The sequence below is a fragment of the Flavihumibacter sp. UBA7668 genome (assembly GCF_002483205.1).
Classification (GTDB): domain Bacteria; phylum Bacteroidota; class Bacteroidia; order Chitinophagales; family Chitinophagaceae; genus Flavihumibacter.
Genome location: NZ_DLHM01000003.1, coordinates 321,278 through 335,602 on the forward strand (window position 1 = coordinate 321,278; position 14,325 = coordinate 335,602).

The 14,325-nt window shown below is 41.6% G+C and carries 16 protein-coding genes and 1 tRNA gene; 3 read left to right on the plus strand and 14 right to left on the minus strand.

Annotated features, from left to right (window positions below):
• Positions 1-1,002 (minus strand): carboxypeptidase-like regulatory domain-containing protein, encoded by a 1,002-nt coding sequence (locus B2746_RS07180; RefSeq protein WP_290792180.1) that lies wholly within the window; start codon positions 1,000-1,002, stop codon positions 1-3.
• A gap of 167 nt (positions 1,003-1,169) precedes the next feature.
• On the opposite strand from B2746_RS07180, the gene B2746_RS07185 reads away from it, so the two are divergent.
• Positions 1,170-1,871 carry a VIT1/CCC1 transporter family protein gene (locus B2746_RS07185; protein WP_290792181.1) on the plus strand — a complete coding sequence of 234 codons (702 nt, stop codon included), beginning with the start codon at positions 1,170-1,172 and terminating at the stop codon, positions 1,869-1,871.
• On the opposite strand, the gene B2746_RS07190 is transcribed toward B2746_RS07185, so the two are convergent.
• Positions 1,868-2,020, minus strand: a complete 153-nt coding sequence (locus B2746_RS07190; RefSeq protein WP_290792182.1) for a hypothetical protein — start codon at positions 2,018-2,020, stop codon at positions 1,868-1,870. The two genes, B2746_RS07185 and B2746_RS07190, sit on opposite strands and share 4 nt — an antisense overlap.
• A gap of 44 nt (positions 2,021-2,064) precedes the next feature.
• On the minus strand, positions 2,065-2,433 hold the full coding sequence (locus tag B2746_RS07195) for a hypothetical protein (protein ID WP_290792183.1): 369 nt from the start codon (positions 2,431-2,433) through the stop codon (positions 2,065-2,067).
• A gap of 189 nt (positions 2,434-2,622) precedes the next feature.
• On the opposite strand from B2746_RS07195, the gene B2746_RS07200 reads away from it, so the two are divergent.
• Positions 2,623-3,309, plus strand: a complete 687-nt coding sequence (locus B2746_RS07200) for a DUF4595 domain-containing protein (RefSeq protein ID WP_290792184.1) — start codon at positions 2,623-2,625, stop codon at positions 3,307-3,309.
• A 24-nt stretch (positions 3,310-3,333) separates the two neighbouring features.
• Here B2746_RS07200 and B2746_RS07205 read toward each other — a convergent pair whose 3' ends face one another.
• The 11 genes from B2746_RS07205 to B2746_RS07255 all read right to left on the minus strand — a co-directional run bounded on the left by B2746_RS07205 (position 3,334) and on the right by B2746_RS07255 (position 13,528).
• Positions 3,334-4,221 carry an alpha/beta fold hydrolase gene (locus B2746_RS07205; RefSeq protein WP_290792185.1) on the minus strand — a complete coding sequence of 296 codons (888 nt, stop codon included), beginning with the start codon at positions 4,219-4,221 and terminating at the stop codon, positions 3,334-3,336.
• Between the two features lie 13 nt (positions 4,222-4,234).
• The gene (locus B2746_RS07210) at positions 4,235-4,714 is read right to left on the minus strand and encodes an SRPBCC family protein (protein ID WP_290792186.1); all 480 of its coding nucleotides are present in this window, start codon (positions 4,712-4,714) and stop codon (positions 4,235-4,237) included.
• Positions 4,711-5,079 carry an ArsR/SmtB family transcription factor gene (locus B2746_RS07215; protein WP_290792187.1) on the minus strand — a complete coding sequence of 123 codons (369 nt, stop codon included), beginning with the start codon at positions 5,077-5,079 and terminating at the stop codon, positions 4,711-4,713. Before B2746_RS07215 ends, B2746_RS07210 begins: the two co-directional genes overlap by 4 nt.
• Positions 5,080-5,184: 105 nt before the next feature.
• Positions 5,185-6,216, minus strand: coding sequence for an LLM class flavin-dependent oxidoreductase (locus B2746_RS07220; protein WP_290792188.1), 1,032 nt, complete (start codon positions 6,214-6,216; stop codon positions 5,185-5,187).
• Between the two features lie 656 nt (positions 6,217-6,872).
• Positions 6,873-8,129: a hypothetical protein gene (locus B2746_RS07225; RefSeq protein ID WP_290792189.1), complete on the minus strand. Its 1,257-nt coding sequence runs from the start codon at positions 8,127-8,129 to the stop codon at positions 6,873-6,875.
• A 935-nt stretch (positions 8,130-9,064) separates the two neighbouring features.
• Positions 9,065-9,146, minus strand: a tRNA-Leu gene (locus B2746_RS07230).
• 122 nt (positions 9,147-9,268) lie between these two features.
• Positions 9,269-10,189 (minus strand): DMT family transporter, encoded by a 921-nt coding sequence (locus B2746_RS07235; protein WP_290792190.1) that lies wholly within the window; start codon positions 10,187-10,189, stop codon positions 9,269-9,271.
• Complete coding sequence (locus B2746_RS07240; RefSeq protein ID WP_290792191.1) at positions 10,189-11,001, minus strand: 2,3,4,5-tetrahydropyridine-2,6-dicarboxylate N-succinyltransferase; 813 nt, start codon at positions 10,999-11,001, stop codon at positions 10,189-10,191. Before B2746_RS07240 ends, B2746_RS07235 begins: the two co-directional genes overlap by 1 nt.
• A gap of 54 nt (positions 11,002-11,055) precedes the next feature.
• Positions 11,056-11,652 carry a porin family protein gene (locus B2746_RS07245; protein ID WP_290792192.1) on the minus strand — a complete coding sequence of 199 codons (597 nt, stop codon included), beginning with the start codon at positions 11,650-11,652 and terminating at the stop codon, positions 11,056-11,058.
• 107 nt (positions 11,653-11,759) lie between these two features.
• On the minus strand, positions 11,760-13,007 hold the full coding sequence (locus tag B2746_RS07250) for a metallophosphoesterase (RefSeq protein ID WP_290792193.1): 1,248 nt from the start codon (positions 13,005-13,007) through the stop codon (positions 11,760-11,762).
• An 11-nt stretch (positions 13,008-13,018) separates the two neighbouring features.
• The gene (locus tag B2746_RS07255) at positions 13,019-13,528 is read right to left on the minus strand and encodes an NADPH-dependent FMN reductase (protein ID WP_290792194.1); all 510 of its coding nucleotides are present in this window, start codon (positions 13,526-13,528) and stop codon (positions 13,019-13,021) included.
• 105 nt (positions 13,529-13,633) lie between these two features.
• Here B2746_RS07255 and B2746_RS07260 point away from each other — a divergent pair, with 105 nt between their 5' ends.
• Positions 13,634-14,314: a metal-dependent hydrolase gene (locus B2746_RS07260; RefSeq protein WP_290792195.1), complete on the plus strand. Its 681-nt coding sequence runs from the start codon at positions 13,634-13,636 to the stop codon at positions 14,312-14,314.
• Positions 14,315-14,325: the final 11 nt, after the last annotated feature.

Here is a 14,325-nt window from a genome sequence, read left to right on the forward strand (position 1 = left end):
TCAGGGTAATTCAATTTTCACATCTATAGGATTCCAGTTTCCGGTATAGGTACCCGTCAGGTTGGTTTGGGCTGTATTCGGATGAAACCACAAAGTAGTTGAACCCACTGCCTGTTTGGGGGATAACCCAAAATTTGAGCCTGCATCCGGGCCAATTTCTTTTAATCGCAATTCAGCACCATTAACAAGACGGGCAGAAATCTTATAGCGTCCGACTGGAATATTTACCACATTGAAATTTAAATTGCCGGTTTTCTTACGGATCACTATTGTTTTCCTCTCTGCTGCATGGAATAACCACTCTTCCGGTTCCAGTTTTATTTCAAACTCTGAGCCCTCCAGTAAGGAACCTGCAGGAGCCCAAATATCACCTGCCACTTTTGTATTATAACTGATGAATAGACTGCCACCAAAATAATTGCTGCTAAGCCAGGGTCTCTCACTCACAGCATCCAACCGGCCTCTGCCGTAAGGAATCAATACAAAATTCTTAACCACACCTGCCTCGGAAGCAAATGAATTCAAAGCAGAATCTGCTGGGAATACACCCATTGCCGCCCTACCCGGACCATAATCGATGGTAGTGGCAGCAGAAAAGAATTCGGCTGTTCCAAAAGGAATAAGAATTTCATAATACCCTTTATCGTTGGTAACAGCAGTTGCACTCGAATAAACTCCACCAATTACTGAAGACCGGATTCCAATATAAGCACCTGTAATTGGCCGGCCATAACTGTCCTTCACAAAACCGATCGCCCTGCCTGGCTTAACCTGTAAGGATTTAAATGAGGGTAATGGTTTTCGTTGATTGCCCATCACATTTACATGATCAGCGGTTTCTGAAAGCGCAAAACTGGCAGTGGATGTGGGAAGCGCACTGAATTCAAGTTCCTGTGTAATCACATCATCTGGGCCAGGATCAGGTGATTCATTTTCTTTTTCAGTAGTACAGGCATGCAGACTCAGTATGCTTATAAATAGCAGGGGGATAAGGTGTTTCATACCTGCAAATTATAGTGGCATTTAACCAATCGGAACAGTTATCCGACCAAATGCTTTAAATCCAGACCGGGATGCCAATAACAACTGTTGTTCTGCAAAACAGGAAAAGTTTGATACTGAAAAAAAAGAGTAAATTGACAGAACCCTCACAGCCAAAAACCAGTATTATGGTAACAATTGAGAATTATCTGGACCCCCATTTCATCCACCGAAGCAATTGGTTAAGAGCAGCGGTATTGGGTGCCAATGATGGTATAATTTCTATTTCAAGTCTGGCTATTGGCGTTGCTGCAGCCAGCACAGAAAGAGCACCGATACTGCTTGCCACGGTAGCCGGACTGGTAGCCGGTGCCTTATCCATGGCAGCGGGTGAATATGTTTCGGTAAGCTCTCAAACCGATATTGAGAAAGCAGATATCGAACGGGAAAAAATAGAACTTAAGGAAATGCCGGAGGAGGAATTAAAAATTCTGGCAGAGATTTATGAAAGAAGGGGATTGAAAAAAACAACTGCACTACAAGTAGCAATGGAGTTAACTGAATCCGATGCCCTGGGTACCCATATCCGGGATGAATTAGGCATCAATGAAGTAAGTCAGGCTAACCCAATTCAGGCGGCGTTGGTTTCAGGAGCTGCTTTTACCGCCGGAGGTGCATTACCCTTATTGGTTACCTTGTTTGCACCGGTTCTGCATCTGGAGTACTATCTCTATGGTTTTACGATCATTTCACTAATTATACTTGGGGCGGTATCAGCAAAAACAGGCGGATCAAGTGTTCGCAAAGCCATTACAAGAATAGTTATTTGGGGAACTATTGCAATGGTATTATCTGCATTGGTTGGCTATATTTTTGGGGTGAATGTTTAATCAAACCAACTCCCCTTTTGAATTTCATATCCAGCCTTTCTGAATGCCTTTATTAGCTCTTTCGCGAGGTATTCATTTTGCTTCACATAAGACAGGTTCAGAAAAAACAAATCAGTAGTTTGGGTACTGGCAGTACCATCAAGGTTCATATTTGTAACTTTTACGGATCCTGGTTCAGTTTCAAAAATCACATTTATATCCTTTGAGATAGCCCTGATTTTTTGAAGTTCAACTTCCTGCTTTTGGACATAATATTCGCCTGTAGAATAGCTTTTTTCCTGACCTCTATACTTAAAATTTTAATTTCGGATTGCACCAATGATTCTGAAACGAGTTCAAAGCTACCGGTATCCACTGTTTGCACAACCATCCTGATTAGGGAGTCCTGAAGATTAAATTCCTTCACCAATTCAAATTTCTCACCTGGATAATTAAGCGAATCCTCTTTTTGGAATCTGATTTCATTTTTTAATTCACGATTGAGGATTTTCAGAATCTCCGTTGTTTGGGAATACGTAAAAGCTGAAAACAGGAGCAGAATAGCAGTAATAATTACTTTCATAAGCATATTAAACGCTTAAAAAGGCATTTTAATTCCTATTGATACAAAAAACTTTTACTAAATAAGCGCTGAACCTCTTTCAATTCAACCCGACCTGTTGTATATTGATAACGAAAAATGAAAACCTTATCCATGAGCAAGATGAATACTTACAACTTGATTTTATGTTTACTGCTTCTGCCAAGTTGCATGAAACAACCTGTACTTTATAAAGAACCGGCCTGCTATCATAGTAAGGTAAATTTTATTGAAGACGGCACTACATCATCCCTTAGTTTTCATTTTGATGAGATGAATCGACTGACATTTGTAGACCGACCCGCGGGAACGGACGATAGCATTTCCTATGAACCTGGCAAAATAACTGTTTTTCATGTTCCGAAAGAGGATGAATTTTATACTGTATTTTATTTAAATGAGCAATCATTAGCCGAATCCTGCGAAGCTTATATTTTGGGAAACCTGAATGATAAAAGATATTTCACCTACACAACAGACGGATACCTGGCTACCATAAAAGATTCTTCCAAATCAGGGATAGTTGATTATAGATTATTTTATACGGATGGAAACCTGACAAAATTTGAAAAAAAATATGCTAACATACATGCTGTTAATACCATTGATTATTATCCGGAAGAGTTAAAATTCTGGACCTATCTGGATGGAATCTATTTTGTTGGAAATACTGAATATTATCCCTGGCTGGGAAAGCTTAGTAAAAGCCTGCCAAAATCACTAAAATTTGGATTTGGAGGAATAAACAGAGAGTATTCTTACGAATTGGACGAAAAAGGATATATAAAAAAACGCACCATCTTTCTGCCGGAATTTAATGAAACAGGTGTCTCCTTTATGGAACATGAGTGCAGGTAATCCAATTCGGCAGTCCAATATATTTTATCTTAAAAACTGATTAATTAATGGCACGATTAACAGTTGGGCTTCTTTAAAATCAGGCTTAATGGTTGTTATTTCCCCAAGATACTCACCATGGATTCCCGGGAGTATCGCAAGCTGCGCATCTTTTATTTTCCTGCTTAGGTAAATGGCGTGTTCCGGTGTAATTACATCTTTATCTGCAGTTATTATTAATGCCGGAGAATTTATTGCTGATAACAGCTCATCATCAATATCCGTGAATGAATTCATCCTGCTTACATCTTTATCGTGCATAGTTTGCAATCCAATGGAATCTCTTCCAAGTTTCAGGTAGGCCGATTTTAATTGTTCTGGCATACTTTCCAATTGGGCATTTTTCATAAAATCCCAAAACCCGGCCGGAACTCCATCGCGCTTAGCAAGCGCTGAACAAAGAATCATCTTTTTTATACTTTCCGGATGGCGTATGGCTATTTGTAAAACAGTGGTTCCCCCATTACTAAAACCTAAAAAATCGGCATTGGGGATATTTAAACTTTTTAGTAATTCCGCCACATCATCTGCGTCCTGGGTAAAACTTAATCCGGTTGGCCGATCGCCGGTTCTTCCATGCGCCTGAAGCTCAATGGCAATCAATTTTCTGTTTTTAGCCAATAGCGGAATAATTTTTCCGAAACTTGTCTGAATGGTAGAACCTCCTCCATGAAGTAGCACAAGCGGTTCACCATCACCATATACTTCATAATACATTTTCAGCTTATTTACAGTTGCATAGCCATTTTGGAAATGCAAACTATCCGGTGATTTTTCTCCTGATGAATGTTTAGCTTGTGATAACTCTGAATTGTTGCGGCAACTGGTAAGTAGGAATAATACAGAAATTGCGATTAAATTAACAAATCTCATAAAATTGACTTTATTAGCAGCATTCTTTTAATTTAGTGAACATTTGAATCCATCCGGAATAGGCTCCGGTTTTACGGGCCAACTCTTGCGAAACAGTTTGCCTTAATTCCATTTTTGTTTTTCCATTTTCATCTGACAACAGTATACTCACCAACATTTCACCCGGCCAATCGGGATCCATACCAATGGATGCCGGATTAACAGGGTTTCCCTTTTCATCTGCATTTTGCATGGTAAATACGATTTTTTTATTGGGTATAATTTCTTTGTATACACCAATGCACCAGCATTCTCCAAATTGCGGATGGATAATACAGGAGTGAAATTGGCCACCAACAGTTATTTCCAGCTTTTTAAATTGTATGGAGCACCCTTCAGGGGCGTACCATTGCATTAATTTTTTCGGATCTGTCCAGGCTTCAAAAACCCGTTGAACAGGCGCGTTAAATAGTTCTACGATATAAACTTCTGCTTCATTTGTTGTTGTTTTCATATTGATGTTTTTTTTGAATTTTTCGAAGTTGCTTTATTTGATTTGGTTGGCTTACTCTCCTTTTCCACGAAAGTTTTTAGGGATTTCAACCTGCCTTTCCAAAACTGTTCATACTGTTGTACCCACTGATGCACCTCATTAAGCTGATCAAGCCTGGCTTCACAAAATCGGTTTCTTCCTTCCTGTTTAATTATTAATAAACCACATTCATTTAGTATTTTAAGATGGAGCGAAATGGCCTGGCGACTGACATCAAAATTTTCCGCAATTGTATTCACGGTTACCGGATGCCGGGCTGTCATTTCGATAATGGCCCTTCTTGTGGGGTCTGCGATTGCCTGAAATACATCTCTTCGAGCTTCCATATTATGCAAGTATTTACTTGCAAATATAAGCGCAAGTATTTACTTGCGCAATAGATTACAAAAAAAATATTCAGTCCGGAGCCTAAATCTGTCTGCAGACTTCTTTCAATAACCTGATTCGTATCGCTTTACCAATGGAATAACTTTAGTACCAATTAATTCAATGGATTTCGATAATTGTTCGTGTGATAGTCCCGCATTATCCATTTGAAACGTAAACCGGTCAATTCCTCCCAGCGCATTACTATGCCGGATCAGCTTTTCAGCAACTTCTTCTGGTCCGCCTACCACCAGCACACCTTTAGGTGCAATCATGGAATTAAACTGCGTGCGGGTTACAGGTGGCCATCCTCTTTCCTTGCCCAGTTTAGTCCATAGTTCCGCATAACCCGGATAATAATCTGCAATGGCCTGCTCTGTGGATATTGCCACATATCCGGGAGAATGAAGTCCGACTTTCAGTTGATCCTTTGAATAGCCAGCTTTTTGTCCGGCTTCCCGGTACAGATCGATCAGCGGACGGAAACGTTCCGTTTCTCCACCAATCACGGCTACCATCAGAGGCAGCCCCAACGTTCCGGCACGAATAAAGGATTCCGGTGTACCCCCAACTCCCAGCCAGACAGGTAATTTTTCCTGCAGCGCCCTGGGATAAACCGGCTGATTTACAAGAGCGGGCCTGAATTTACCTTTCCATGTTATAAATTCTTCAGAACGAATCTTAAGTAATAAATCAAGTTTTTCAACAAAGAGAGCGTCATAATCATTGAGATTATAGCCAAATAAGGGATATGCTTCAATGGCAGATCCGCGTCCTACCACCAGTTCAGCCCTGCCTTTTGAAATAAGATCAAGCGTAGCAAATTCCTGGTAAACACGTACGGGATCCGCCGTACTTAATACCGTAACTGCACTGCCCAAAAGAATACGTTTTGTACGGGCAGCCGCGGCTGCAAGAATCACGGCCGGAGCCGCATCCAGAAATTCTTTTTTATGGTGTTCACCAATGCCAAATACATCCAGACCAGCCTGATCAGCAATGCTGATACGCTCCAACAGTTCTTCCATGGCATCTGCACTGCTTAACACCTTACTGCCATACATGGCGGAAGCGAAACTATCAATACCTATTTGCATAAGACAAAATTATACCAGCCTGAATTAAAATACGATGACATTTGTCTACGGGTTACAAAGCCAGAAAATATCAACTCCTCTTCTTTTTTACAATTTTATCCCAAATAACTAATATCGTAATAGTTATAAAATAAATCAACAATCCAATTATTGGGTCTGGAATAATAAACTGAATCAAAAATTGACCAAAGAAAATCAGCAGAAATAAAACTACAAGAAAAAGCCGGGAGTTAATTCTTACAGGAATTTTATCTAATACACCTCTTTGTTTGATAAAAACCACTGTCAACAAAGGATTATATACCAAAAGAAATATAGTTAAAAATATAATAAACGATAATTCGATAATATACATAGCAACGCTACACTAATTATTTAAATACCTACTAAGCCTAACTTCCAATTTTCCAAAGGGGGCCGACTCTTCAATCGGACTCCAAAAAAAATCATCTTTCATTAACGCCTTAGCATTTGAATGGGCTGTATTAAATGAGAATTCGAAATCGTCCATTTTCCTGTTTTGAAGTATTATGGGAATAGTTGTATTTATCTGCCCGTTAGAACAACTTGTAAAAATTAAACTAGCTAGAACTATTAAAAGTATAGTACGGTTCATATAACATTATAACTTAAACCAATTTCGACTAGATGGATTCCTACCAAATAAGTGGTTGGGGTTCATTTTTCCAGAATATCATTCTAAATTCTTCAAAATGATTCCCATTTCCTATTGTATGACTATCTCTTTTTCCACGATTTAATAGGAGCTTGTGAATGATACCGGTACATGAGCCAACCCACAAAGTCTTTTCGTCTTCTGAAATAGTCATTCCGGTAATGGTAGAACCCAAATAGTAACGCCATAATTTCTTTCCTTCTTTATCAAATGCTTTTATATAACCGCCCGCATCACCGAAAATATAATAGCTTGAAGTAGTAAGAGCTGCATAAACCCTACAATCTTCATCAATTACAATGAATCTATCATCTTCTGAATATGCTTCAATTTTTAACCCGTAAATATCTTTTGTTGAAACACCAATAGAAATCCCATTGTATAAATGACATGAATTCAACACTACCTGTTTCCCATCATTAGAAAATAATGCAAAATGGGGATAAGAGCATTGTGGGCCAATTTCAGCAACCTCACATCCATTTTGATCCAATATTCTGTGTTCAGAACATTGGTCCCCCACTACAATAAGTTTATTATCACAAGACAAAGCAGCATGTTCCATGTCAATAGTAGAAATAAATTCTTCTTCATTTCCAGAAACAGGGTGAATCATCGAATTACCTTTTGCTGAAAGTAAATAAATCCCCTCTGATGAAACGAGCAGAACAGATAGCCCATCATTAAAAAAAATCAATTTAGAAATAGGTAATTTTTTTACCTCAGGTAATGGAAATTCTGAAATTATATTACCAAACCAACCATTGTAGGTGGTTATTTTTTCTGCATCGGCTATTGCGAAAATTTCATTCTTATGCGACTTACCGATTGACACAATGTATTCAGGCAGCTTTTCTACACTTCTTTCTGATAAGGAATACGCTTCCCTTTTTTGATAGGATGTACCGATTATAAAAGCAATCATATTGTCTTTAATAAAACACATATCCTCAATACTCTGCCCCAGCTTTTCAAAAATTTTTATGAAGGGTGCATGGGCAGGTGGAAATAAATTTCTGAAACATTCGGTATCTCCATTCTTGTTAGCTTGTTTTAATAACGATAAAATCTGATCAGCTAAATGATCTCTTTGGTCAGACGGCTCCAATCCTTTCCAATTTTCCCAACCCAGCGTTTCACCAAACTCCACCATTTCATTTACATCATTTGCATATAACAGCCCCTTGCTGTTCCATTCTGAAGACAGAGTTTGAATGGTATGAGAAGATGTATTCATAAGAATATCAGATAAACTATTTGGAATTACTTAAAGTGTATCCAACAATATAGTTATTCTGGATAAAACACACAAGTGGAATGGAGCAATTTTCTTTATAAATTATTGAAATCCAACCTATTAAAACACATGATAACTTTTATTGTTTCTTTTAGGTTAGGATAAGGTTTGGATGAAGTTACTATAAGGATAGGGTAAAGTTTTTTTAGGACGGGTCATGTAATAAATCCGAAATAAATGATACTAATAGTAAAAGGCCAAGTTCTTTGACATATTGGAAAATTGATTTTTTGAGGACTATGTATATTGTTGGGTAAGCATTGGTTAATCAGTTAGCCACCCTACGTTTAATTGCCTTCTCGTTCTGTTTTAAATGCCTTCTCACCTGGTCTTGAGCAGATGAGCTGCTTTTTAATAGGTTCGAAACAATAGGTGTTAACCTGGAACATAAGGAGAACAGGAGAACAGACCGAGATTTCCCCAGCATCCCCGGACTTATCCCGGACTTGTACCGTTTTTGTGCCGGACCTGCACCGGAGCCAGCAATCATATAGTAGAATTTTTTCCGGAAAAATCGGCGACCAGGTTTTTACTATAACGCTTTCGGAAGGCAGCCGGAAAACAAATAAAGAATTTGCTTCCGCATAGGGTGTTTCCAATTTATTCAAAAAAGCCGCGAACTCTGCGGTCATCCTGGTTCCTGATTGAACAAGCTTCCAGTCTCTGCTGATGATGTCTCCGGTTAGTTGATTCTCCCAGTGTCAACGGTTGATCCGCAGGTATCCCTTCTTGAATCAAAATAATTCAATAACCCATCCGTTAAAATGCTGCAATTAAATCCTTGTACTGTTGATCCTGTATTTCCCGGATATTGTTACACAAAGCACCCGCAAAAACCAAAAATCCCCTGACTTTTGTCAGAGGATCTTTTTCCGTGCCCAGGACTGGATTCGAACCAGCACACCTCGCGGCGCCGCCACCTGAAGACGGTGCGTCTACCAATTTCGCCACCTGGGCATCCGTTTCTTGTTTAACGGGGTGCAAATATAGGAAATGATGCATTGCAGCCAAAAAATCCATCCCGGATTCAGAAGTTTTTTTTACCCGACCGGTGCCACCGGTCGGGTGAACGTTATCAGTCAGGTGGAGGGAGATTTCCAGCCAATCATGGTTACGCCCAACACAACGAGGACGGTGCCGAAGATCTGCGGACCATGTACCGGCTCGCCCAGAAAGAAATAAGCCTGCGCTATGGTGGAAACCGGACCAATAGAGGAAATGATCGCCGCATTATTGCTGCCAATCCGCTTCATGCCTGCCGTCAGAAAGAAAGAAGGCAATACCGTGGCAAAAATCGCCAGCAACAAGCCAAACTGGATCTTCTCACCCGTCCAGGCGAACCCGCCAATCCCCTTCTCCAGTAAATAATGAACAAAAATACCGCCTGAAGCGGCCAGCATGGCATAGGCATTAAAACGCGTGGCGCCTACCCGCGGAATCATCTTTCCACTCCCGGCCAGATACGCCGCATAGGTGATCGAACAGATAAAAATCATCAGGGAGCCAAAAAAGAAGCCATCCTTTCCATAATCAATCTGCAATTCACCATAATACGCAATCCCGATTCCCAGATAAGTAATCAGTAAAGCCCAGCCCTGTCGCTTACTCAGCTTCTGCCGGAACAAAAAATAATTGATAAAGGCTGTGAAACTTGGATACAAAAACAATATCAGCCGCTCCAGCGCAGCAGAAATAAACTGCAGCCCGATAAAATCAAACCAGCTGCTGGCATAATACCCTAGCAGGCCGCATATAACCACCCAGAACCAATCCCGCATTGAAACGGCCCCCTCTCCTTCCTGCCGGCTGTTCCACCAGGCTACTGCTACAAAAAACGGAACCGAAAACAACATGCGTAACATCAGCAGACTGATGGCATCTATCTGCACTTCGCGATAGGCCAGTTTCACCATTACCGCCTTGGTAGAAAACAAGACTGCACCGGCAAAGGTTAATACAAACCCCCACCAGTGCAGTTGCTTATTGCTAATCGTGCCCACTAAACACTCACGTTAAAATCACGCAAAGCATCGTTAAGGCTGGTTTTTAAATCCGTGCTCGGCTTACGCTGACCAATGATCAGTGCACAGCTTACCTGGTATTCACCGGCTGTAAATTTCTTGGTATAGGAACCCGGAATCACAACAGAACGAGCGGGCACCCTTCCCTTGTATTCAATCGGCTCGGAACCGCTTACATCAATGATCTTGGTGCTTTGTGTTAGTACCACATTGGCACCCAGAACTGCTTCCTTCTCTACAATTACTCCTTCTACCACAATACAGCGGGATCCGATAAAACAGCCGTCCTCAATAATCACTGGTGCCGCCTGAAGGGGCTCCAGTACACCACCGATTCCAACACCACCACTCAGGTGTACGCCTTTCCCTATCTGTGCACAGCTTCCCACGGTGGCCCAGGTATCCACCATCGTGCCCTCATCTACATAGGCCCCAATATTTACATAGCTCGGCATCATTACCACATTCCGTCCCAGAAAAGCACCATAGCGCGCAATGGCATGCGGTACCGCCCGTACGCCGAGAGAAGCGTAGTTCTTTTTCAACAACATCTTATCGTAAAACTCAAAGGGCCCGAGTTCATAGGTCTGCATCTGCTGAATTCCGAAATACATCAGGATGGCCTGTTTCACCCACTCATTCACTACCCATCCGTTTTCTCCCGGACTCGCCACTCTGAGTCTTCCCTTATCTACTTCTTCAATTACGGCACGAACCGCATCTGCATAATGTGCTTCCTTTAATAGCTCCCGGTTGCCCCAGGCTTCCTGTATCGTTGCTTGTAAAGACATTGGTAAAGAAAATTTTTGCAAACATAGCGCAAATGATCCTTACCCCATTCGCAACTACAGAATTCGGATCCCAACCCCCACCTGAAAACCTTTGTTTTTCCAGGCATTATCAACATCGCCGGAATTGATATCATTGATATTTGTGAAGTATCTTCCTGTTACATGAAAGCCGCCAAAATTAAGCTGGGCACCCGTTACAAAGGATACCACCCCGGAGTTGAAGGCATCCTTCCCATTCTCCAATAAATTCTTATCCTGGTTCAGCAATACACCAAACTGCGGACCTGCATGCAGCGAAAACCAATCCAGCAACCGATAATTCAGTGTTATCGGAATAGCCAGGTAATTTAATTTTACGTCCTTACGACTCGATCCTTCAATCGCATTATTAATGATGTCTTCAAAATCATCTGCGGTACGCGTGCGATATTCGGTCCACATTACTTCGGGTTGAATAAACCATTTTTTACCGAGGCCGATTTCAGCAAAACCACCGAGTTGGTAACCATAATTGAATTCATCACTCATGGCTTTACCATCTACCTTGGTAAGATTAGCACCCCCCTTCACACCAAAGTGAAGTCCCTGTGCAGATGTTGTAAGGGAAACGGCCATCAGGGCCACTACTAAAAAACTAAGTTTGGATTTCATAACGTTGGTTTGAATGTAAGTAAGCACGAATTATATGCCAACGGTCATGCATACCTGTTAAATAAAACGCAAAGAAACCCCGATTAAACCTTCCACATTTCAAAAAGTCAAACGAGCTCCAAAACCGTGATTTCTGGCAAAATGCCCACCCGTCCCGGGTATCCGATGAATCCAAAACCACGATTCACATAGAGTTTCTGCCGGCCCGCTTCATACAATCCCGCCCACTGTTTATAAATATATTGCACAGGGCTCCATTTAAATCCGGGGATCTCCACACCAAATTGCATACCGTGTGTATGTCCGCTTAACATAAGATCAATATCCTTAAATGCCTGCCGCACTTCCGCATCCCAATGACTCGGATCATGGCTCATTAATATTTTAAAGGGATGTTGTTCTGCTCCTTTATACGCATTCGGCAGACTGCCATATTTGGGAAAATTCGCTTTCGCACCCCAGTTTTCAATTCCAATAAGCGCGATTTGTTCTCCTCCCCGCTCCAGCACCACATGTTCATTCATTAGTAAACGCCAGCCCATATCAGCATGTACCTGGATGATATCCGATAAATTTTTCTCCTTTGCTTCTCTTGAATCCCATTGATAATAATCGCCGTAATCATGATTTCCCAATACGGAATAAACACCCAGAGGTGCTTTCAGTTGCGCAAAAATTTCCTTGTAAGGTTCCATTTCCACTGCCCGGTCGTTCACCAGATCGCCTGTAAATAAAATGATATCAGGCTGCTGCTCAAGAATGCGATCGATGCCTTTTTGTACCGCCATCGCGTCTGTAAAACTGCCACTGTGAATATCGCTGATATGCAGAATTTTCAAACCTTTGAAAGCAGCCGGCAAATGATCATACGCAAGTTTGATCCGTTTGATGGAATAATTGTATTTATTCGTAAATCCATATAATAAGGTGCCAAATAAGGCAGAACCGGCAGCAAGCCCCAGCCAGCTTAAAAAAGCTGAGCGACTGATCCCCTCTTCTTCTTTGGGAGATGCTGCTTTTGCCTGCGGGATAACCTTCCCCGCTGTATACTGCACACCACGGCGCAGATCATCCACCAGAAAAAATATACTCGCCACGAACTTGGAGAAAAAGAGTCCCACTATGATGGCGAACACATAAGAACGGACAGCTTTTGGCCAGTTATCCGCTCCAAGTGCAGGCATAAATACAAATACCACGGCCACCAGCACCGATACCAGCCAATAACTGATAAACAGGATCATCCGCGAGCGCGCCGCCCAATTTTGGGTAACATGTCGCAGTGCCTGAAAAACATATATGTCCAGGAGGATTAGCAGAATCAAAATCACCCAGATCATTCCCGAACTTCTCATCGAATAAAATTTTAAAAGGAGATAAAATCATCCAGTTGCTGGTTGATGGCACGCAGGGTCGGTTCGTCTTTGATGGTTCCATCAAGATGCAGCAACACATTCACGACAGAAATAGGCAATTTGTTATGGTGCACCACCATTCTCAGATAATGCAAAATTCCGGTAAGGTGTTCCATACCACGAAGATTGCCCGCTCGTCCGGTTGACACTCCGGTTAATAACGCTTTTTTCCCCCACCAGCAATGTTGTATATCACTGCTGTCGAACAATGATTTCAATACCCCGGGAATGCTCCCATTATATTCCGGTGATATAAAAATAAACTTGGTTGTCGGGATGAGCAGGCGGGCCTCCAGCTCGCGAATCTGTTGGTTACGGGTACTGACATCGAGGTTTTCCAGGGTCAGGAGTTCAGCTTTGATCCCCTTAGCTTCCAGAATGGCCTGGTATTGCTGGGCTATTTTGAGCGTATTACTTCCGGTTCTGTTGGTTCCTGATACAATTGTATAGTTCGAATTCATGTTACTGTGCTAAAATCTGCCTTTGATAACAAGTACCCGAACGGTTTGTTCCGGTTTTTTTGGGTTGAAACGTTATTTTTGCTCTCCTTACCAAAAAAGCAGACTATGCAATATACATATTATGGACATTCCTGTTTTTCCGTGGTGATCAACGGCAAGCAGCTCCTGTTTGATCCTTTTATCACCTATAATGAGCTGGCAGCAGGCATCGACATCAATAGTATAAAAGCCGATTATATACTGGTTTCACACGGCCATTCTGATCATATTGCTGATTGTATTGCTATAGCCACCCGAACCGGTGCCAAAGTTATCACCAACTGGGAAATTCACGAATGGCTGAATAAAAACGGCCTGACCAACACCCACCCGATGAATACCGGTGGTACCTGGGATTTTGGTGATTTCAGGGTACGCTGTACGGTTGCCCAGCATTCCAGCGGACTCCCGGACGGGTCCTATGGCGGCAATCCGATGGGTTTCATTATCTATTCCGATGCCGGCAACTTTTATTATGCAGGTGATACTGCCTTAACCCTTGATATGCAATTAATTCCGCGTTGGGCAAAACTTAATTTTGCGGTCTTGCCAATTGGCGACAATTTTACCATGAACGCATCTGATGCCCTGGTCTGTGCTGAAATGATTCAGTGTCAGCAGGTAATTGGTGTGCATTATGATACCTTTGGATATATCAAAATAGATCATCAGGCCGCTCAGGAAGTATTTACCCGGGGTGGAAAAAAATTACACCTGGTCGGTATTGGAGATAGCATTACGATTTAATACCTTACCCG

Bases quoted from the DNA above. Each gene is read 5' to 3' on its own strand.
- B2746_RS07180 (WP_290792180.1), bottom strand. From the start codon at position 1,002: ATGAAACACCTTATCCCCCTGCTATTTATAAGCATACTGAGTCTGCAT.
- B2746_RS07185 (WP_290792181.1), top strand. From the start codon at position 1,170: ATGGTAACAATTGAGAATTATCTGGACCCCCATTTCATCCACCGAAGC.
- B2746_RS07190 (WP_290792182.1), bottom strand. From the start codon at position 2,020: ATGAACCTTGATGGTACTGCCAGTACCCAAACTACTGATTTGTTTTTT.
- B2746_RS07195 (WP_290792183.1), bottom strand. From the start codon at position 2,433: ATGAAAGTAATTATTACTGCTATTCTGCTCCTGTTTTCAGCTTTTACG.
- B2746_RS07200 (WP_290792184.1), top strand. From the start codon at position 2,623: ATGAAACAACCTGTACTTTATAAAGAACCGGCCTGCTATCATAGTAAG.
- B2746_RS07205 (WP_290792185.1), bottom strand. From the start codon at position 4,221: ATGAGATTTGTTAATTTAATCGCAATTTCTGTATTATTCCTACTTACC.
- B2746_RS07210 (WP_290792186.1), bottom strand. From the start codon at position 4,714: ATGAAAACAACAACAAATGAAGCAGAAGTTTATATCGTAGAACTATTT.
- B2746_RS07215 (WP_290792187.1), bottom strand. From the start codon at position 5,079: ATGGAAGCTCGAAGAGATGTATTTCAGGCAATCGCAGACCCCACAAGA.
- B2746_RS07220 (WP_290792188.1), bottom strand. From the start codon at position 6,216: ATGCAAATAGGTATTGATAGTTTCGCTTCCGCCATGTATGGCAGTAAG.
- B2746_RS07225 (WP_290792189.1), bottom strand. From the start codon at position 8,129: ATGAATACATCTTCTCATACCATTCAAACTCTGTCTTCAGAATGGAAC.
- B2746_RS07240 (WP_290792191.1), bottom strand. From the start codon at position 11,001: ATGTCTTTACAAGCAACGATACAGGAAGCCTGGGGCAACCGGGAGCTA.
- B2746_RS07245 (WP_290792192.1), bottom strand. From the start codon at position 11,652: ATGAAATCCAAACTTAGTTTTTTAGTAGTGGCCCTGATGGCCGTTTCC.
- B2746_RS07250 (WP_290792193.1), bottom strand. From the start codon at position 13,007: ATGAGAAGTTCGGGAATGATCTGGGTGATTTTGATTCTGCTAATCCTC.
- B2746_RS07255 (WP_290792194.1), bottom strand. From the start codon at position 13,528: ATGAATTCGAACTATACAATTGTATCAGGAACCAACAGAACCGGAAGT.
- B2746_RS07260 (WP_290792195.1), top strand. From the start codon at position 13,634: ATGCAATATACATATTATGGACATTCCTGTTTTTCCGTGGTGATCAAC.